18 protein-coding genes are annotated in these 18,513 nt (G+C 74.5%); 10 read left to right on the forward strand and 8 right to left on the reverse strand.

The window, feature by feature from the left end:
* Positions 1-11: 11 nt before the first annotated feature.
* Complete coding sequence (locus tag AD017_RS18370) at positions 12-830, forward strand: SOS response-associated peptidase (RefSeq protein WP_010241525.1); 819 nt, start codon at positions 12-14, stop codon at positions 828-830.
* Positions 827-1,465, forward strand: coding sequence for an alpha/beta family hydrolase (locus tag AD017_RS18375; RefSeq protein WP_060574934.1), 639 nt, complete (start codon positions 827-829; stop codon positions 1,463-1,465). The genes AD017_RS18370 and AD017_RS18375 overlap by 4 nt, the downstream gene beginning before the upstream one ends.
* Here AD017_RS18375 and AD017_RS18380 read toward each other — a convergent pair.
* Genes AD017_RS18380 through ybaK form a run of 3 tightly spaced genes read right to left on the reverse strand, consistent with a single transcriptional unit; the run spans position 1,431 to position 5,025 of the window.
* Entirely contained in the window at positions 1,431-3,653 is a 2,223-nt protein-coding gene (locus AD017_RS18380; RefSeq protein ID WP_060574935.1) for a bifunctional diguanylate cyclase/phosphodiesterase, read from the reverse strand. The genes AD017_RS18375 and AD017_RS18380 overlap by 35 nt on opposite strands.
* A gap of 34 nt (positions 3,654-3,687) precedes the next feature.
* A complete protein-coding gene (locus AD017_RS18385) occupies positions 3,688-4,491 on the reverse strand; it encodes an SAM-dependent methyltransferase (RefSeq protein ID WP_060574936.1) in 804 nt (267 codons plus the stop codon).
* 51 nt (positions 4,492-4,542) lie between these two features.
* On the reverse strand, positions 4,543-5,025 hold the full coding sequence (gene ybaK, locus AD017_RS18390; protein WP_060574937.1) for a Cys-tRNA(Pro) deacylase: 483 nt from the start codon (positions 5,023-5,025) through the stop codon (positions 4,543-4,545).
* A 175-nt stretch (positions 5,026-5,200) separates the two neighbouring features.
* Here ybaK and AD017_RS18395 point away from each other — a divergent pair, with 175 nt between their 5' ends.
* Entirely contained in the window at positions 5,201-5,962 is a 762-nt protein-coding gene (locus tag AD017_RS18395; protein ID WP_369821692.1) for a sigma-70 family RNA polymerase sigma factor, read from the forward strand.
* Positions 5,959-6,333 (forward strand): mycothiol system anti-sigma-R factor, encoded by a 375-nt coding sequence (rsrA, locus tag AD017_RS18400; RefSeq protein WP_010225810.1) that lies wholly within the window; start codon positions 5,959-5,961, stop codon positions 6,331-6,333. The genes AD017_RS18395 and rsrA overlap by 4 nt, the downstream gene beginning before the upstream one ends.
* Before the next feature lie 72 nt (positions 6,334-6,405).
* Here rsrA and AD017_RS37445 read toward each other — a convergent pair whose 3' ends face one another.
* Positions 6,406-6,480: a 50S ribosomal protein bL37 gene (locus tag AD017_RS37445; protein WP_369821693.1), complete on the reverse strand. Its 75-nt coding sequence runs from the start codon at positions 6,478-6,480 to the stop codon at positions 6,406-6,408.
* Positions 6,481-6,567: 87 nt separating this feature from the next.
* Between AD017_RS37445 and AD017_RS18405 the strand changes: the two genes are divergently transcribed.
* Positions 6,568-8,088, forward strand: coding sequence for a sensor histidine kinase (locus tag AD017_RS18405; RefSeq protein ID WP_060576461.1), 1,521 nt, complete (start codon positions 6,568-6,570; stop codon positions 8,086-8,088).
* A 294-nt stretch (positions 8,089-8,382) separates the two neighbouring features.
* Here AD017_RS18405 and AD017_RS18410 read toward each other — a convergent pair whose 3' ends face one another.
* Entirely contained in the window at positions 8,383-8,634 is a 252-nt protein-coding gene (locus AD017_RS18410; RefSeq protein ID WP_010225812.1) for a WhiB family transcriptional regulator, read from the reverse strand.
* A gap of 483 nt (positions 8,635-9,117) precedes the next feature.
* Complete coding sequence (locus tag AD017_RS18415) at positions 9,118-10,068, reverse strand: diacylglycerol kinase family protein (protein ID WP_010225813.1); 951 nt, start codon at positions 10,066-10,068, stop codon at positions 9,118-9,120.
* A 43-nt stretch (positions 10,069-10,111) separates the two neighbouring features.
* On the opposite strand from AD017_RS18415, the gene AD017_RS18420 reads away from it, so the two are divergent.
* A complete protein-coding gene (locus AD017_RS18420; RefSeq protein WP_060574938.1) occupies positions 10,112-10,537 on the forward strand; it encodes a hypothetical protein in 426 nt (141 codons plus the stop codon).
* Here AD017_RS18420 and AD017_RS18425 read toward each other — a convergent pair.
* On the reverse strand, positions 10,525-11,019 hold the full coding sequence (locus tag AD017_RS18425; protein WP_227012775.1) for a GNAT family N-acetyltransferase: 495 nt from the start codon (positions 11,017-11,019) through the stop codon (positions 10,525-10,527). The genes AD017_RS18420 and AD017_RS18425 overlap by 13 nt on opposite strands.
* Positions 11,016-11,633, reverse strand: coding sequence for an acid phosphatase (locus tag AD017_RS18430; protein WP_010225816.1), 618 nt, complete (start codon positions 11,631-11,633; stop codon positions 11,016-11,018). Before AD017_RS18430 ends, AD017_RS18425 begins: the two co-directional genes overlap by 4 nt.
* 185 nt (positions 11,634-11,818) lie before the next feature.
* Here AD017_RS18430 and AD017_RS18435 point away from each other — a divergent pair, with 185 nt between their 5' ends.
* The 4 genes from AD017_RS18435 to AD017_RS18450 all read left to right on the forward strand — a co-directional run bounded on the left by AD017_RS18435 (position 11,819) and on the right by AD017_RS18450 (position 18,510).
* Positions 11,819-12,793 (forward strand): trypsin-like peptidase domain-containing protein, encoded by a 975-nt coding sequence (locus AD017_RS18435; protein ID WP_060574939.1) that lies wholly within the window; start codon positions 11,819-11,821, stop codon positions 12,791-12,793.
* Positions 12,794-13,047: 254 nt separating this feature from the next.
* Positions 13,048-14,226, forward strand: a complete 1,179-nt coding sequence (locus AD017_RS18440) for an NADP-dependent malic enzyme (protein ID WP_010225818.1) — start codon at positions 13,048-13,050, stop codon at positions 14,224-14,226.
* A gap of 359 nt (positions 14,227-14,585) precedes the next feature.
* Positions 14,586-17,288 (forward strand): bifunctional diguanylate cyclase/phosphodiesterase, encoded by a 2,703-nt coding sequence (locus tag AD017_RS18445; protein ID WP_060574940.1) that lies wholly within the window; start codon positions 14,586-14,588, stop codon positions 17,286-17,288.
* Positions 17,289-17,430: 142 nt separating this feature from the next.
* Positions 17,431-18,510 carry an ABC transporter ATP-binding protein gene (locus tag AD017_RS18450; protein ID WP_010225822.1) on the forward strand — a complete coding sequence of 360 codons (1,080 nt, stop codon included), beginning with the start codon at positions 17,431-17,433 and terminating at the stop codon, positions 18,508-18,510.
* Positions 18,511-18,513: the final 3 nt, after the last annotated feature.

Genomic DNA, 18,513 nt, shown 5'->3' on the forward strand with positions numbered 1-18,513 from the left:
GGATGGGGCGCATGTGCGGCCGTTACGCCTCCACGAAGGCCCCCGCCGACCTGGCCGACGAGTTCCACGCCGTCGACGCCACGGCCGAGACGTCGCAGCGCGCCGACTACAACGTCGCACCGACCAAGGACATCACCGTCGTGGTCGAGCGGCACCCCCGCGACGACGACGGCGAGGCCGACCCCACCGTCACCGAGCGGTCCCTGCGCACCGTGCGCTGGGGCCTGGTGCCGTTCTGGTCGAAGGACCCCTCGGCCGGGGCGCGGATGGTGAACGCCCGCTCGGAGACGATCACCGAGAAGCCCGCGTTCCGGCGCGCGGCGGCGTCGCGACGGTGCCTGTTCCCGATGGACGGCTGGTACGAGTGGCAGCGCTCCGCCGCCGTGCCGAAGAGCGAGGGCGGCACCGGCAAGCCGCAGAAGCAGCCGTACTTCACGCACTACGCCGACGGCTCCACGATGGCGATGGCCGGGATCTGGGAGTTCTGGCGCCCGAAGGACGGCGAGCTCGCCGAGAAGTACCCCGACGGCCTCGTCACCGCCTGCGTCCTCACCACCGAGGCGGTCGGGCCGCTCGCCCAGGTGCACGACCGGATGCCGCTGGTCCTGCGGCCCGGCGACTGGACCGACTGGCTGGACCCCGACACCGGGTCGGGCGACGAGCGGGTGTCCCGGCTGCTCGTCCCGCCGACCCCGGAGCTGGTGTCCACCTGCGAGATCCGGCCGGTGTCCGCGCAGGTCAACAACGTCCGCAACAACGGCCCCGAGCTGCTGGACCGCATCCCCGACGACGAGGTGCGCGAGCCGATCCAGCTCGACCTGCTCTCGTGACCGGCGAGGAGACGGGGACCGGGATCGACACCCCGCGCGGCCCGGCCCGGGTCACGTGGCACCCGTCGACGTCGGGGCCCGCCCGCGCGCTGCTCCTGCTCGGGCACGGCGCCGGCGGCGGGATCGGCGCCCCCGACCTGGTCGCCGCGACCGCCGCGGCGACCGCCGCCGGGTGCGACGTCGGGCTGGTCGAGCAGCCCTACCGGGTCGCGGGGCGGCGCGCACCGGCCCCGGCCGGGCACCTCGACGAGGCCTGGCTCGCCGTCGCGGCCGCCGTGCGGAAGGACGGCGACCTCCCGCTCCTGCAGGGCGGGCGCAGCTCCGGGGCCCGGGTCGCCTGCCGCACCGCCGCCGCGACCGGCGCCGCGGGCGTCCTGTGCCTGGCGTTCCCGCTGCACCCGCCCGGGCGTCCGGAGCGGACCCGGCTGCCCGAGCTCGACGGTGCCGGCGTCCCGGTGCTGGTCGTGCAGGGCCGCTCCGACCGGTTCGGCGTCCCGGATCCCGGCCCGGACCGCCGCGTCGTGCTGCTCGACGGCGACCACGGGCTGAAGAAGCAGCACGCCGAGCTGCGCAGCGCCGTCGGGGAATGGCTGACCGGGTTCACCCGGCCGGGCGACGCCCGTCCCCGAAGCTGACCCGCCGGTCCAGCATCTGCTCGACCTCGCGCGCAGGCAGCGGCGGCGCCATGAACCAGCCCTGACCGACGTCGCAGCCCAGCGAGCGCAGGTGCGCCGCCTGCCCGTCGGTCTCCACCGACTCGGCGACGACGCGCAGCCCCAGGCTGTGCGCGAGATCGATCATCGCCGAGAGGATGACCGGGCTGTCGACCTCGCGCGTGGCGTCGGCGGCCTGCGGGTCCTGTGCGGACACGAACGACCCGGCCAGCTTCAGCACGTCGACCGGCAGCCGGTGCAGGTAGACGAGGTTCGAGTAGCCGGTGCCGAAGTCGTCGATCGCGATCCGCACGCCGAGCCGGGACAGCTCCTGCAGCGCGGCGACCGGGCGGCCGCTCGCCGACATCAGGTCGCTCTCGGTGAGCTCCAGCTGCAGCGCGTGCGCCGGCCACCCGGTGCGCTCCAGCACCCCGGCGATCCGCTGGACCGCGTCGGGCTGGCGCAGCTGGCGTCCGGCGACGTTGACGCTCAGCACGAACTCACGTGACGGGTCGGCGTCCACCCAGGCCCGCGCGTCGGAGCAGGCCCGGTGCAGCAGGTGCAGGCCGAGCGGGACGATGAGCCCGGTCTGCTCGGCGAGCGGGATGAACACGTCCGGGCCCAGCCGGTCGCCGTCGGCGGTCCGCCAGCGCGCCAGCGCCTCGACGCCCGCCACCCGGCCGTCGGAGAACGACACCAGCGGCTGGTACTCGAGGTCGAACTCGCCGCGGTCCAGCGCGCCGGGCATCCGTCCGGCGAGCTCGAACAGGTGGACGTCGTGGCGGTGCCGGGCCTGGTCGAACACCGCGATGCGGTCCCGGCCGTCGCGCTTCGCCCAGTACATGGTGGTGTCGGCGGCCTGCATCAGCTCCGCCGCACCGCTCTGCCGGGCCTCCCCGGTGTCCCCGGTGTCCTGCGGTCCGCCGGGATCGTCGTCGTGCGGCACCGGCCACACGACGATGCCGATGCTGGCCGAGACCACGACCTCCCGGCCGCGCAGCGCCACCGGCCGCCGGACGACGTCCAGCGCCCGCTCCGCGACCGCGTTCAGCTGGGCGGTGCCCGTGCACGCCTCGACGAGCACCACGAACTCGTCGCCGCCCATCCGGGCGACGGTGTGCCCGTCCACCCCGAGCTCGTCGTGCAGCCGCTGCGCGACGGCGGAGAGGAGCTGGTCCCCCGCGTCCTGGCCGAGGGTGTCGTTGACGGCCTTGAACCCGTCCAGGTCGAGGTAGCAGACGCCGACCCGGGAGTCCGGCCCGGCGTCCAGGGCGGCGGTCAGCCGGTGGAAGAACAGCGCGCGGTTCGGCAGCCCGGTGAGCGGGTCGTGCTCGGCCTGGTGCTGCAGCCGGGACTGCAGCCGGTGCCGCTCGGTGACGTCCTCGATCATCGCGACCAGGTGGCGCGGTGTGCCGTCCGGGTCGCGGATCAGGGACACGACGAGCTGGGTCCAGACCTGCTCGCCGTCCTTCCGGAAGTACGACTTCTCCATCCGGACGTGCCCCACCCGGCCGCCGAGCATGGCCTGGATCTGCGGCCACATCTCGGGGGTGTCCTCGGGGTGGATGAACTCGAACACCGAGCGGCCCACCAGCTCGCCCGGGGGGTAGCCGAGCATGCCGGCCAGCGCCCGGTTCGCCTCGAGGATGGTCCCGTCGGCGTCGGCCACGCTGATGCCGAGCGCGGTGTTCTCGAAGACCGCGCCGTAGCGGGCCTCCGAACGCCAGCGGGCGTTCTCCGCCGCGCTGCGGGCCGCGAACGCGGCCGTGCTGATCCGGTCCTGCTCGGTGCGTGTGCGCTGCTGCAGCGTCCGGGCGTACCCGGCCGACATCGCCCCGACCGCCGCGGTGAACCGCCGCAGCCGGGCCGGGTCGGTGGTCCGGTCGGCGAAGTGCGACGACAGGACGTCGAGCGAGCAGCGCAGCGCAGCGGGGTCGGTCAGGTGCGCCGCGACCAGCTCGGCGCCGACGTCGGCCGCCATGTCGGTCTCGGCCCGGCCGTCGACGACGGCGGTGGTCCACCAGGCGGCCCCGGACAGGAGCTCGTACAGCTCGGCCCGGCCCGCCGAGACGAAGCCGCGGGCGTGGATCGCCGCCACCCAGGCGTCGGTCAGCTGGCCGACGCTCGCGTCGTGCCGCCCACCGGCGTCCGCCGGTACGGGTTCGCCCACGCCGTCTCCTCCGCGTCCGCCGGGTACGGGCCGCTCAGCGCCGGGCCACCGCGGCCAGGCCCGGATAGCGTTGTGCCTCCGGCCCGACCGGGGACTCCGGCCGCCACAGCGGTATCCGCACCACTCCCGGTTCCAGCAGTTCCAGGTCGCCGAACAGGGCGCGCAGCTCCTCGGTGCTCCGCATCCGCATCGGATTCGGCGACTGATCGCGGTTGTAGACCCTCTGCGCCTGGTTCGCACCCGAATGGCCGCCCTCGTCGCTCGCATGGGTGACCACCACGTGGCTCCCCGGCGCGGTCGCGTCGACGAAGGTCCGGACGATGCCCGCCGGCCCCAGTGCGTCGGGGACGAAGTGCAGCACCGACACCAGCAGCACCGCGATCGGCTGCGAGAAGTCCAGGTGCGAGCGGGTCAGCGGGTCGTCGAGGATGCGTACCGGCTCGGTGAGGTCGGCGGCCAGCACCTCGGTGCGGTGGTCGCCCTCGAGCAGCGCCCGGCTGTGCACGACCGCGATCGGGTCGTTGTCGACGTAGAGCACCCGCGGGTCAGGGCACTCCGCGGCGGCGAGCTCGTGCACGTTGCCCGCGGTCGGGATCCCGGAACCCAGGTCGAGGAACTGGGTCACACCCTGGGAGCAGAGGTACCGCACCACCCGCCGCAGGAACGAGCGGTTGGCCTGGGCGACGGTCGCCATCTCCGGCATCGCGGCGAGCACCTGGTCGGCGAACCTGCGGTCCGCGTCGAAGTTGTGCGATCCGCCCAGGTAGTAGTCGTACACCCGGGCGACGCTCGGCCGGGTGATGTCGACCTCGTCAGGTGCCCACGCCGGCCTGTCCATTCGCTGCCCCCCGGTAACCGCTTTCGACGCCTTCGGCGATCACGACCCTACTCAACCTGCGGCGATCGGGGCCACGACGGCGCCGGTCAGGGCGACGAGGTCGTCCGGGGCCAGCTCGATCTCCAGGCCGCGGCGCCCGCCCGAGCAGAACACCGTCGGGTGCTCCCGGGCCGAGTCGTCGACGACGGTGGGCAGCCGCCTGCGCTGGCCGAGCGGGGAGATCCCGCCCGCCACGTAGCCGGTGGCCCGCTCGGCGTCGGCGACGTCGGCGAGGACGGCCTTCTTGCCGCCCGCCGCGGCGGCCAGCGCCTTGAGGTCGAGCTGCGCGGCGACGGGCACGATCGCGACGGTCATGACGCCGTCGACCAGTGCGACGAGCGTCTTGAACACCCGTCGCGGGTCCTGGCCCATCTCCCGCACGGCCTCCTCGCCGTACCCGGCGCCGCCCGCGTCCTGGTGGGTGTAGGTGTGCACCTCGTGCGGCACCTTCCGCTTCGCCAGCAGCGCCGTCGCCGGAGTGCCCTTGCCCGCCATCGCCGCCGTCCCCCGCCCGTCGCGCCGCGGGAGGGTCCTCCCGCCGCGGGCAACCTACGGGAATGCCGGCCCGGGCCGCACCGTTGTTCCGGGCGTGAGCACAGCAGTGATGGAGTCGCCGCGGTCCGGCCGGACCCGGCGTGGACGCGTACTCTCCGACGGGTCCGCAGTGCCGGTGACCCGCACCGGTGCGCGGCTCGTGTCACTGGAGAGGGGACCGTTGTCACCACAGCCGGAGCAGTCCGGGACCGAAGAGTTCCGTACCACCGGTGAGGCCGCCCTCGACGCCACGGAACCGGCCGAGGTCGGCACCGCCGACGAGGACGGCAACCGGGCGCCCGAGGACGAGTCCGTCGAGGAACGCACCGCACGCTTCGAGCGGGACGCGATGCCGATGCTCGACCAGCTCTACGGGGCTGCACTGCGGATGACCCGGAACCCGGCCGACGCCGAGGACCTCGTCCAGGAGACCTTCCTGAAGGCCTACTCCGCCTTCGGGTCGTTCCGCCGTGGCACGAACCTGAAGGCCTGGCTGTACCGGATCCTGACCAACACCTACATCAACGGTTACCGGAAGCGGCAGCGCCAGCCGCTGCAGTCGCCGACCGACGAGATCACCGACTACCAGCTCGCGCAGGCCGGTGAGCACACGTCGACCGGGCTGCGGTCCGCCGAGGTGGAGGCCCTCGACGCGCTGCCCGACAGCGACGTCAAGGAGGCCCTGCAGGGGCTCCCTGAGGACTTCCGGATCGCGGTCTACCTGGCCGACGTCGAGGGGTTCGCCTACAAGGAGATCGCCGAGATCATGGGCACCCCGATCGGGACCGTGATGTCCCGGCTGCACCGTGGCCGGCGTCAGATGCGCGAGATGCTGACCGATGTGGCGCGCGACCGCGGCATCGTCCGCGGGAGCGACGAGGAGGTGACGGCGTCGTGAGCGCCGAGAAGGACACCCCGCTCGAGCGCAATCCGATGCTCTCCGGCGGTGGGGCCGACTGCGGTGAGGTGCTGGCCGAGGTGTGGATGTTCCTCGACCGGGAGTGCGACCAGAACCGGCGGCAGCTCCTGCAGCAGCACCTCGACGAGTGCGCGCCCTGCCTGGCCGAGTACGGCATCGACGAGAAGCTCAAGGCCCTGCTCGCCCGCAAGTGCGGTGGCGAGGCGGCGCCGGAGTCGCTGAAGGACCGGCTGCGGACCCAGATCCGCTCGGCGGTGCTGGAGCAGGCCCAGGTGACCGTGGAGAGCGGGCCGGAGGGCACCAGCGTGTCGGTCGCGCGGCGGCGTACGGAGTACCGCTCCGAGGGCTGAGCGACCCCCTCTCACGCACGAAGGGCGGGCACCCCGGTGGGGTGCCCGCCCTTCGTCGTCTCGCGTGGCGACTCAGGTGTTCGGCTTCTTGCCGTGGTTCGCCTTGTTCTTGGAGCGGTCGCGACGCTTACGGGCGCGCTTGGACATGATCGCCCTCCTTCCACCGGATCAACACGTGCGGCGGAACCCGCCGCGGGGGAACCCTGATTCTCGCATGTGGTGGGATGGGCGACCGTGACCACGCTGAGCGAGCTGCTCGCCGAGCACACGACGATGGGCGGCGAGACCGCCGACCACCTGCAACGGGTGGTCGGTGAGTGGCAGCTGCTCGCCGACATGTCGTTCGCGGACTTCCTGTTGTGGGTGCCGCTGGACGACCTGAACGCGGTCGCGGAGGACGGCACGACGTCGCGGGCGTCGACCGCGCAGTTCCTCTGCGTCGCCCAGGCCCGCCCGACCACGGCACCCACCGCGCACCCGGACGACGTCGTCGGGCGCCGGGCGGCGACCGTCGAGGTCGGTCAGCTGCGCCGGGCGGTCCTGGAGGGCCGGATCTGCCGCGACGACGACCCACGCTGGCACCTGGAGGTGCCGGTCCGCCGCGAGACCATCCCGGTCCGCCACCACGGCCGCACCGTGGCCGTGCTGTCCCGGGACACGAACCTCGCGACGCCCCGGGTCCCGTCCCCGCTGGAGATCGCCTACCTGGGCAGCGCCTCGGACCTGTGCCAGATGATCGTCGACGGCACCTTCCCGCCGCAGTCCGGCCCGCCCGGCAGCGCCGAGGGCAGCCCGCGCGCCGGTGACGGCCTGGTCCGCCTCGACGTGCACGGCAACGTGGCCTACGCCAGCCCCAACGCGCTCTCGGCCTACCACCGGATGGGCCACGCCAGCGACGTCGCCGGGGCCGATCTCGCCGCCGTCACGAAGGCGCTCGTGCTCGACCCGTTCGACGCCAAGGACGTCGCGGGCCGGATCTGCGACGCGCTGGCGGGCACCCCGTCGAGCCGCATGGAGGTCAAGGGGCGGCGGGCGACGATGCTCGTCCGGGCGCTGCCCCTGCGCCCGCGCGGCGACGCGGCCGGCGCGCTGGTGCTGGTCCGGGACGTCACCGACCTGCGGCGCCGGGACGCGGCGCTGATGTCGAAGGACGCCACGATCCGGGAGATCCATCACCGGGTGAAGAACAACCTGCAGACGGTCGCGGCGCTGCTGCGGCTGCAGGGCCGGCGCAGCGAGTACCCGGAGGCCGGCCGGGCGCTGGAGGAGGCGGTCCGCCGGGTCACCTCGATCGCGCTGGTGCACGAGGCGCTGGCGTACTCGGTCGCCGAGACCGTCGAGCTCGACGAGCTGCTGCCGAAGGTCCTGCCGGCGATCCGGGACGGCGCGACGACCGAGTCCCGGGCCAGGGTCCGGGTGGACGCCGGGTTCGGTGCGCTGCCCGCCGCGAAGGCCACCCCGCTGGTGCTGGTGCTGGCCGAGCTGGTGCACAACGCGCTGGCGCACGCCTACGACCCCGGCATCGCGGGGGAGGTGGTGGTGAGTCCGCAGCGGTCCGCGGGCCGCCTCGAGGTGTCGGTCGCCGACGACGGCCACGGCATGCCGCCCGAGTTCGACTTCGAGAAGTCCAAGGGGCTGGGCCTGCAGATCGTGCGCACGCTGCTGAGCTCGGAGCTGGAGGCCACCATCACCGTCTCCGACCGCGACGGCGGCGGCACGGTGGCGCTGATCCGCGTGCCGCTCGGCGGGTCCTGACGCAACGCCCGGACCGCTCGCCGTCCCCGGGCGGTCGGTCCGGTGCGGCGGGTGACCGCAACCGTCACTGCGGGTGACCCGGGGCGTCAGTGGGCACCACGAGGGCACCGGATACGCTCGTCGCGTGACCGTTGATCCCGGTGCCGTGGTCGCGCCGGCGCCGTGGTGGACGAGTCACTCGGGGTGGCAGATCACCCCGAACACACCTCGGGCCCGTTGCCGGTGGCGTCCGGCTACGGGCCCGAGGTCGGGGAGCTATTGCGCTGTCGAGCGTGTTGCTCAGGCGGGTGTTGCTCAGGCGGTGTGCGCGCGGGGACGCGTGCTGCGCCGCTTCAGGGCGCGCCGCTCGTCCTCGCTCATGCCGCCCCAGACACCCGCGTCCTGGCCGGACTCGAGGGCCCACTGCAGGCACGACTCGGTGACCGGGCAACGCCGGCACACGCTCTTCGCCTCCGCGATCTGCATCAGGGCGGGGCCGCTGGTGCCTACCGGGAAGAACAGCTCCGGGTCCTCGTCGCGGCAGATCGCGTCGTGACGCCAGTCCATGATTGCCTTCTCCTCTGGTGCGCGATCGGGGGTCGCGCCGATCGTCGTGTCTGTTACGTGCGTGTTTCGAAGCTTGTGAATACTTTCACGAGCTCCGTGCGTCCTCAATGGGAAACTGCCCGTCGGATGCGTGAGCGGCCTCATAGCCGCTCGCACACGACAGACCAGTGCCCGGGACCTCGGGAGTCCGGGCCCGGTTCCGACAACAAGTGTCCCTGTCCCACACACATTCGGCTACCCGAATGCTGTGTAGGGCCGGACACCTTGCAGGACCGGATCCTTGCTGATCCGGGCCTCGCGACCCGGACCGCCACGAGCCGCGCTGCCCGTGGATCCCTCGCTTGCGTAGGGACCACCTTGGATCACCGGTTTGGGCTGGTGTAAGCCCCAACGGGATCGGCGGTCCGCTGACATCGGTGAATGGCGGGGTTGCTCACTCCGGCGTGTGAGAGGGCCCGCACGGGGCGCGACGAACCGCCCGTCTCACACGACGACGCGTAACGCTCCGGCCACGCTCAGGAACTCCACGTCGGTGCGCATGCCGAGGTGGTCGCCGTCGAGCTGCAGCGCCAGCGGCCGGTCGGAGGTGATCCGGACCTGCGGGACGGCGTCGTGCCGGACGATGTGGCGGCCGTGCGGGTCACCGTCCGCGGCCAGTATCTGGCGCAGCGTGGCCGCGATCGTCCGCGGCCCGAGACCGGTGAGCGCGAACAACCCGAGCCCGCTGCCGAACGACGAGCGCGGGTTCGTCCGCACCGCGCGCCCCGACAGGTAGGTCCACGGGTCCGTGTTGGAGACGAACGCCAGCTTCACGCCCTCCAGCGGCGCGGCACCGGGGATGTCGACCGTCATCGACGGCGGCCGGCGCAGCTGCGCGACGTACTGCGCGAGGGCGGTCATCGCGTAGCGGCCGGGGCTGGCCTCGTGGCCCTGCGCCCTGGCCCGCTCGACCGCGGCGACGACGTCGGCGTCCCAGCCGATGCCGGCGTTGAAGGTGAACCAGCGGTCGTCGGCGTGCCCGAGACCGACCAGGCGCCTGCGCCGCTGCGCCAGCGCCTGCAGCACGTGACCGGTCGCGTCCACCGGGTCGCGGGGCAGCTCCAGTGCCCTGGCGAAGACGTTCGCCGAGCCGCCGGGGACCACCGCCAGCATCGCCGTGGCGTCCGGGTCCGGGCGCGGGGCGCCGGTCCCGGTGCCGGTCTGCGCGGCGAGCAGGCCGTTGACGACCTCGTTCACCGTGCCGTCGCCGCCGAGGGCGACGACGAGCTCGACGCCGTCGGCGACGGCCGCCGCGGTCGCCTCCGCGGCGTGCCCCCGGTACCGGGTCTGCAGCACCTCGAGCTTGAGCTCGCTGGCGAGTGCCTTGGTCAGCACATCCCGTCCGGCGGCGGTGGTGGACGTGGCCTGGGGGTTGACCACGAGCATCGCGCGCACGGGGCCGACTGTATCGACCGGCCCGATCCCTATCCTCGACACCGTGGCCGAGGAACAGGGGAAGGGTGCCGGTGGGCGCACCGCGGTGCCGGAGAACGTGCGGGTCTCCGGGGTCCTGGTGGGGGTGCAGGGCCTGGCCGGGGTCGTCGTGTCGGTGGTGCTGGCCGTCCGGGCGATCGGTGCCGGTGACGCCCGCGGCTACTACGGACTGGCCGAGGCGGGGATCTTCCTGCTGATGGCGGGGGCCGTCGCGGGGATCGGGTACGGCCTGTTCCGCGGGGTGCACGGCTGCCGGACGCCGGCGATCGTCGTCCAGCTGCTGCTGTTCCCGGTCATCTACTACGTCCTCGGTCCCAGCCGGCAGCTGCTGTGGGGGATCGTCTGCGGGCTGTTCGTGCTGTTCACGTTCCTGATGCTGATCAGCGAGCAGACCCGGCGGTGGTCGATGGGGGAGGACTACCCGGACTGAGCGGCGCGCGACGCGAGCGCGGCCAGCGGGCCGCCGGTGAGCCGGTAGGTGGTCCAGCCGTCGTTCGGCCCGGCCCCGATCGACCGGTAGAAGCCGATCGCCGGGGTGTTCCAGTCGAGCACGTTCCACTCCAGCCGGGCCCACCCGCGGTCCGCGCACTCGGCGGCCAGCGCGGCGAGCAGCCGCACGCCGTGGCCGCCGCCCCGGTGCGCGGGCGAGACGTAGAGGTCCTCCAGGTGCATCCCGGCGACGCCCTCCCAGGTGGAGAAGGTCCGGAACCAGATCGCGATCCCGACCACCTCGCCGTCGCCGGTGGTCGCGACGTGCGCCCACGCGACGGGCTCGGCGCCGAACAGCGCCGCGTGCAGCTGGTCGTCGGTGAGACCGCACTCGTCGGCGGCCTTCTCGTAGTCGGCCAGCTCGTGCACGAGCCGGACCATCGCCGGGACGTCGGCCGGGCCGGCCGGGCGCACGGCGTTCACGACGACGTCCCGGTGGGCCGCTGGTTGAGGTGGTCGAGGCGCGGGACCCCGCGCTCGAACCCGAGGACGGTGACCCCGGCCGGGTCCATCCGGAAGTGGACGCCGCCGCTCGCCGGCTGCCCGATCCACCGGGCGGTGAGCACCCGGGAGAAGTGGCCGTGCCCGACCAGGACGACGTCACCGCCCCCGAGCAGCGCGCGGGCGTCGGCCAGCACGGAGTCGGCGCGGGCGGACACGTCGCCCGCGGTCTCGCCGCCGGGCCACGGGCCGTCCCACACGGTCCAGCCGGGCAGCGTCTCGCGGATCTGCGGGGTGGTGAGGCCCTCGCCGTCGCCGTAGTCCCACTCGGACAGTCGCTCGTCGACGGCGTCGACGGCCAGCCCGGCGAGCTCGGCGGTGTCCCGCGCGCGTGTGCGCGGGGAGCAGAGGACGCGGGCGGGCGGGTCGTCGTGGCGGACCAGGGTCAGCGCGTCCCGGACGCTGCGGGCGGCGGCCCGCCCGGCACCGGTGAGCGGGATGTCGGTGCGGCCGGTGTGCTTCCCGGTCCGCGACCACTCGGTCTCACCGTGCCGCAGGAGCAGGACGCGGCCGTACGGGTCGGCTTCGGAGCTCACACCCGGTGACGCTAGTCGTGCGCCGGGCCGCGCGCCGCTCCCCGGGCGTGGGCTGCGGGGTGCGGGTTTCGCCCGGTCGTGGCGCCCGCCCACCCGTCCGGGGCGTGACGGCGTCCGGCCCGCCCTCGTTGGGGCCGCGACGGGGTGCGGTCCCGCGCCCACCGGCCCGCCGTCCGAGGAGTGTCATGTCGCAGCTGCCCCGCCGTCTCGCACGGCGGATCGCCGGGATCTGCGCCGCGGCCGGCCTGTCGGCCGTCGCGGTCCTCACCGTCCCCGGTGGCACCGCGCTCGCCCAGCCGGGGCCCGCCCCGATCGGGCCCGGCGTGCAGATCGTCACGCCACTCGGCGACGGCGCGGAGCTCTGCACGGCGAACTTCCTGTTCACCGGAGCGGGCGGCCAGGACGGGCACCGCGACGGCGACGGCGCCGAGCACCAGTCGTCCCCGGCCGGGAAGCTCTACCTCGGCACGGCCGCGCACTGCACGGGTACCGCCGAGTCGACGGGCTCGGTGGACGGCTGCGTCGAACCGGTCATGCCGGAGGGCACGGAGGTCGGCATCACCGGTCGTGACGGCCGCACCTACAGCGGCACCGTCGCCTACAACTCCTGGGCGGCGATGCAGGCGCGCGGCGAGACCGACCGGGCGGCCTGTGGCTACAACGACTTCGCGCTGATCGAGCTGAGCCCGGAGGCCGCGGCGGTCGCCGACCCGACGGTGCCCGGCTTCGGCGGCCCCGTGGCCCTCGACACCGACGGCACCCGCAACGGCGAGACCGTCTACAGCCACCAGCCGAACCAGCTGGCGGCGACGCCGGACAAGCAGGGGATCAGCCTGGGCAGGCCGGAGGGGCCGCGCACGCACGTCGTCGTCACCGCACCGCCGGGGGTGCCGGGCGACTCGGGCTCGGGCTACCTCGACTCCGAGGGCAAGGCCTTCGGTGTGCTGTCCAGCCTGCTGCTGCCGACCGCGGCCAACGGCGTCGCCGACATCGCGCAGGCCCTGGACTACGCGGCCGAGTACGGCCGGATCGGGAAGGTGGACCTCGTCCCCGGAACCGCGCCGTTCGCGCCGGACACGCTCCGGATGACCGAGCTGCCGGCCGGCCCGCAGCTCCCTGCGCAGCCGCTGCCGGACCTCACGCCCGCACCGCTGCGCTGAACCCGCAACCCGTACGCGCGTCCTGTGCGGGTGCCCACTCCGGCCGTGCCGGACCCCCGGATCCGGGCCTCGCCCTGGTTAGACTGCGCGCCAGTACCCGACAGCCGTGTCCCGCCCCGGATCCGCATCCGGAACCGGAGAGGCGGGATGGCCGTCCGGCACCGCGATCCGGTCGACGACACCCGCGACCTCCGGTGCAACGGCAGGCGCCCCCGACCGGCGCCGCTCACGTACCAGACCAGTGGAGTCACTCGATGACGCTCGCCCAGGACCGCCCGACCGCCGCCCCGCACCGAGACGAGGTGTTCGGCGCGCACGAGGGCGGGAAGCTCGCGACCGGGCTGACCGCGCCGCTGGCCGACGCCCGGGACCTGTCGATCGCCTACACCCCCGGTGTGGCGGACGTCTGCCGCGCCATCGCCGACGACGCCTCGCTCGCCTCCCGCTACACCTGGGCGCACCGGCTGGTGGCGGTCGTGAGCGACGGCACCGCGGTGCTCGGCCTGGGCGACATCGGCCCGCGGGCGTCGCTGCCGGTGATGGAGGGCAAGTCGGCGCTGTTCAAGTCGTTCGCCGGCCTGGACTCGATCCCGCTGGTGCTCGACACCACCGACGTCGACGAGATCGTCGAGACGCTCGTGCGGCTGCGTCCGACCTTCGGGGCGGTGAACCTGGAGGACGTCTCGGCCCCGCGCTGCTTCGAGCTGGAGCGTCGGCTGGTCGAGGCCCTGGACTGCCCGGTCATGCACGACGACCAGCACGGCACCGCCGTGGTCCTGCTCGCGGCGCTCGACGGCGCCTGCCGGCTGCAGGGCCGCCCGCTCGCCGACCTGCGGATCGTCATCTCCGGTGCCGGTGCCGCCGGCATCGCGTGCGCCCGGATCCTGCTCGCCGCCGGTGCCTCGGACGTCGTGCTGCTCGACTCCCGCGGGATCGTCGACGCGGGGCGCGGGGGCGAGAAGGCCGACCTGGCCGCGGTCACCAACCCGCGTGGCGTGACCGGCGGGATCGCCGAGGCGATGGACGGGGCGGACGTGTTCGTCGGCCTCTCCAGCGCGACGCTGCCGGAGGAGGTGCTGGCCACGATGGCCCCCGAGGGCATGGTGTTCGCGCTGTCCAACCCGGACCCCGAGGTGCACCCGGACGTCGCCGCGCGGCACGCGGCGATCGTCGCGACCGGGCGCAGCGACTTCCCGAACCAGATCAACAACGTGCTGGCCTTCCCCGGGATCTTCCGGGGCGCGCTGGACGTGCACGCCCGCCGGATCACCGACGGGATGAAGGTCGCGGCCGCCCGGGCCATCGCGGACGTGGTGGCCGACGAGCTGAGCCCGTCGAAGATCGTTCCCGGGCCGTTCGACCCGCGCGTGGCGCCCGCCGTCGCAGCCGCCGTCGCCCGTGCCGCGGGTGACAGCGGGGCGACGTCCGGGTGACGACGACCGGGTAGATCCGGTTACCAACCGTGCACGACGGGGCGGTGCGGCGAACGGCGCGCTGCGCTGTGAGCGGTCGTGCACGGTGCGTCAAGCCTCCGTGCGCCGTTCGGCGACCCTCCGACGCCCTTCACCCTGAGGGACGGGCGTACCACTCACGGTGAATATGGCCCGGAGGAGCGCAATTGCGCCGAACGGCCCCATTACCCGCTGTGCAGGATGCCTCGATCGGGCTACGGGGGCGGATCGCCCGGCCCGGTGGCTCGTTGTCCACGGTGGAGCTGCCGAGCAGAACGGAGGCGGGCGTGGCCGAGCTGGATCCACGGACGGGACACCGTCCGGGGGGTACGCCCCGTGGCGTGTACGACGACGAGTCGATGGGCGGTGCTGCCGGGGACCCACGCCGCGACGTGGACCGGCCCACCGGTATCGCCGGTGACCTCGCCCGGGCGTTCGCCGGGCCCGGAGGCACCGCGGCGTCACGGCCGCGGCCGTCGCCGTCGCCGCGTCCCGCCGAGGGCGAGCCGCTCGCGGAGGCGCTGTATGCGCCCACCGCCGGGAACGCCGCGGACGTGTTCGACGGTGCTGCCCCGATGACCGGTGCCGCCCCGGTGCCCGGCGCACCCGAGGCCCGGGCCGACCGTGCGCCGTCGCCGACGCCGCGCCCGGCGGCCGACGAACTCCCGCAGCTCCCGGCGCTCCCGCCCTCGCCCGCCCTGCTCTGCGACGCCGCAGGCACCGTGCTCCACACCAACGCCGCGCTCCGCAGGCTCGCGGGGTCGGCCGACCCGACGGGCATGAAGCTCCCGCAGCTGCTCGTCGGCCCCGACTCCGACGCCCGGCTGGTCCGCGCCGACCGCCGGCTGGCCCGGGTGAAGGTCGTCCGCTGGCCGCACCCGGGGGACCACACCGTCGTGCTGCTCACCGCGTTCCCGGACGCGGCGCCCGCGGCGTCCGACGAGGCCCCCGCTCTGGACCTGGAGCGGGCCACCCGCTCCGGCACCTGGACCTTCGACCTGCAGGCCGGGACGCTGACCCGCAGCGAGGGCCTGGTCGAGCTCTACCGGGTGCTGGGCGTCCGCCCGGACGGCCCGGACGGCCCGATCGAGGGCGAGCAGGTCGAGCGGGTCTGCCGGATGCTGCGCCGCGGCCCGGAGGAGTCGTCGTCGGCGGCGCACGCCTCGCACTCGTCGGAGATCCGGCCGGAGGGCGGCGCGGTGCTGTCCTGCCGCACCCGGATCGACCGCACCCCCGGCGGCGCGCCGCTGCGGCTGATCGGGACCGTGCAGGACGTCTCCGACCGCCGCCGTGCCGAGTCCCGCGCGCAGCGCTCCGGGCAGCGGTTCGCCGACCTGGTCGCCACGATCACCACCGGCGTCGCGATGCTCGACGGCCGCGGCCGGATCGTCGACGCCAACCCCGCGCTGTGCCGGCTGCTCGACGCCGACCTGGAGACCCTGCGCGGTGTCCCGGCGCGGGCGCTGTCCGCGGAGCCGCAGCGCGGCGACCGCGGCGGCCTGCCGGACTGGCTGCGCGACCCCTCGCACCCCGAGCCGACGTACCGGATCGAGTCGCTGCCGCTGCTGCGGGCTGACGGCACCCGGGTCGACTGCGAGGTCGTCGTCAACGCCGCCCCGTCCGACGACGGCCGCCCGTTCTGGCTGCTCGTCGTCACCGACGTCGGCGAGCGCCGGCGCGCCGCGGACGTGCTCCGCGAGGCGAACACCGTCGACCCGCTCACCCGGCTGCCCAACCGTGCCGGGCTGCTCGAGCTGGCCGACCGCCTCCTGTCCGGGCCGGGCGCCGACCGGGTCGCGGTCGTCTGCGGGGACGTCGACGACTTCGCCCGGGTCAACACCGGCCTCGGTCACGACGCCGGCGACACCCTGCTCACCGAGCTGGCGGGCAGGCTGCAGCGCGAGCTGCCGCCGCTGTGCACCGCGGCCCGGCTGTCCGCGGACGAGTTCGCCGTCGTCTGCGCGGACACCGACGACGTCGGCGGCGCGGCCACGCTGGCCGGCACGGTCGCCGACCTGCTCCGCGGCTCCGTCACCGTGGCCGGGCGCCCGGTGACGCTGAGCGCCTCGGTCGGTGTCGCGACCCGCGACGCCGTGCCCGAGGGGCCACGTGCCCCGCGGGGCGACGACCTGCTCCGCTCGGCCGAGGTCGCCGTGCAGCAGGCCAAGAAGCGCGGCCGTGGCACCGTCGTGGTCGCGGACCGCGGCACCGTCGGTCCCGCCCAGCGTCAGCTGGAGCTGGAGGCGGAGCTGCGCGCCGCGATCGAGTCCGACGAGCTGCGCCTGGAGTACCAGCCGGTCGTCGGCCCGGACGGCACCGTGCTCTCCGCCGAGGCGCTGCTGCGCTGGTCGCACCCGGTGCACGGCGAGGTCTCCCCGGGCGAGTTCCTGCCGGTCGCCCAGCGGGGTGGTCTGCAGCGGGATCTCGACCTGTGGGTGCTGCGGACGGCGGCCGCCGAGGCGGCGACCTGGCCGCGGCACGGCCGGTCGATCGCCGTCGCGGTCAACCTGGCCGGCCTGCTGCCGGCCGACCCGGACTTCCTGGAGGAGGTCAGCGCGATCGTCGACGGTGCCGGGCTGGGCTGGGACCAGCTGGTGCTCGAGCTCGTCGAGACCAGCCTGGTCGCGCTGCCGCGCCCGGCGCTGGACGCGATGAGCGAGCTCGTCCGGCGCGGGGTCCGGTTCGCCGTCGACGACTTCGGCACCGGCTACTCGTCGCTGGCCCGGCTCAAGGAGCTCCCGGCGCAGACGGTGAAGGTGGACCGCGCGTTCGTCACCGGGGTCGGCACCGACCCGGCGGACTTCGCCCTGGCCCGGGCGGTGGTCGAGGTCGCCCGGGCGATGGGCCGTGCCACCGTCGCGGAGGGCGTGGAGACCGCCGAGCAGTTCCACGTGCTGCGCGGGCTCGGGGTCAACGCGTTCCAGGGCTGGTTGTTCGCCCGCTCCCTGCGGCCGGACGACCTGCACCGGGTGCTGCGCGGCGGCGGCCTCCCCACCCCGGCGACGACCGCGACGCCGCCCGGAGGCACCCCCGGCGCCTGGTGACCGGACCGGCCGGCCCGGAGCCGTCCGGTCCGGACACGTGCCCGCACGGCGGCCGGCCGGGTCGCCGGTCGTCCACGACCGGGTTAGTGTTCTCCGACCATGCGGCCCCTCGGCCGCACGCCGAGGGCAGGGGGAACCGGCGATGATCGAGTTCCGGGGCGTCACGAAACGCTTCCCGGACGGGACGGTCGCGGTCGACGAGCTCGACCTCGTCGCGGAGCAGGGACGGATCACGGTGTTCGTGGGTCCGTCCGGCTGCGGGAAGACGACCTCTCTCCGCATGATCAACAGGATGGTCGAGCCGAGCTCGGGCGAGTTGCGGGTGGACGGTCAGGACGTCCTGTCCGCGGACCCCGCCGAGCTGCGCCGGGGCATCGGCTACGTGATCCAGCAGGCCGGGCTGTTCCCGCACCGCACCGTCGTCGACAACATCGCCACCGTGCCGATGCTGCTCGGCAACGGCCGCAAGGCCGCACGGGACCGGGCGATGGAGCTGATGGAGACCGTCGGCCTCGACACCGCGATGGCGCGCCGCTATCCGGCGCAGCTGTCCGGCGGCCAGCAGCAGCGCGTCGGTGTGGCGCGCGCGCTCGCCGCGGACCCGCCGGTGCTGCTGATGGACGAGCCGTTCTCCGCGGTCGACCCGGTGGTCCGGGAGAGCCTGCAGGACGAGCTGTTGCGGCTGCAGTCCGAGCTCGGCAAGACGATCGTGTTCGTCACTCACGACATCGACGAGGCGATCAAGCTCGGCGACCGCGTGGCGGTGTTCCGGGTCGGCGGGCGCCTCGCCCAGTACGACGAGCCGGGTGTGCTGCTCTCCCGCCCGGTCGACGACTTCGTCGACACCTTCGTCGGGCGGGACCGCGGCTACCGCGGGCTCGGCTTCCTGACCTCGGACGCGATCCCGATCGGGCCGCTGCCGGTGCTCTCGGTCGGCGACCCCCTGCCCGACGACGGCTGGGCACTCGTCGTCGACACCACGGCCCGCCCGCTCGGCTGGGCCAGGGCGGGCGACGGCGTCGTCACCGAGGACCTGGTGGTCCCGGGCGGCTCGCTCTACGCCGTCGGGTCGGGGTCGCTGCGCGGCGCGCTGGACGCAGCGCTGTCGTCGCCGTCGGGGCAGGGCGTCGCGGTGGACGCCGACGGTCGCGTCGCCGGGTCGGTGACCGCCGACGACGTGCTGGCGGCGCTGCCCGCGGCCCGCGACGACTCCGCCGCGTAGGGG

Origin of the sequence: Pseudonocardia sp. EC080619-01 (assembly GCF_001420995.1) — a bacterium.
Taxonomy (GTDB): domain Bacteria; phylum Actinomycetota; class Actinomycetes; order Mycobacteriales; family Pseudonocardiaceae; genus Pseudonocardia.